Below are 407 nucleotides of genomic sequence, written 5' to 3'. Positions count from 1 at the left end.
ATTGACGTCGATGACCCGGAGTATGGCGAAGGCCAGGCCGTCAGCGACCTCGATTACGAAGCGCTGCTGGCCGAAGGCGATCCCGCGTTCGCCTGGCAATGGCCGGACGACGAGTGGCAGGCGATTTCGCTGAACTACACCTCCGGCACCACCGGTAACCCGAAAGGCGTGGTCTACCACCATCGCGGCGCTTATCTGAACGCACTGGGCAATCAGATGACTTGGAACATGGGTAACCATCCGGTTTATCTGTGGACCTTGCCGATGTTTCACTGCAACGGCTGGTGCTACCCGTGGACCATCACCGCGATGGCCGGCGTGCATGTGTTTTTGCGCCGCGTCGACCCGCAGAAGATTCTGACCCTGATCCGCGAGCATCAGGTCACCCACTTCTGTGGTGCACCGAT

The 407-nt window shown here is 60.2% G+C and carries 1 protein-coding gene; it reads left to right on the top strand.

From position 1 onward, the window contains the following. Positions 1 to 407: AMP-binding protein (locus QN399_RS26195; RefSeq protein ID WP_323569586.1), on the top strand; the 407-nt coding region annotated here is incomplete at both ends.

The organism is Pseudomonas sp. 10C3 (assembly GCF_036346185.1).
In the GTDB taxonomy this organism is placed as follows: Bacteria; Pseudomonadota; Gammaproteobacteria; order Pseudomonadales; family Pseudomonadaceae; genus Aquipseudomonas.
Note: the sequence above shows the minus strand (reverse complement) of the source record. Positions and strands in the feature narration are given on the sequence as shown.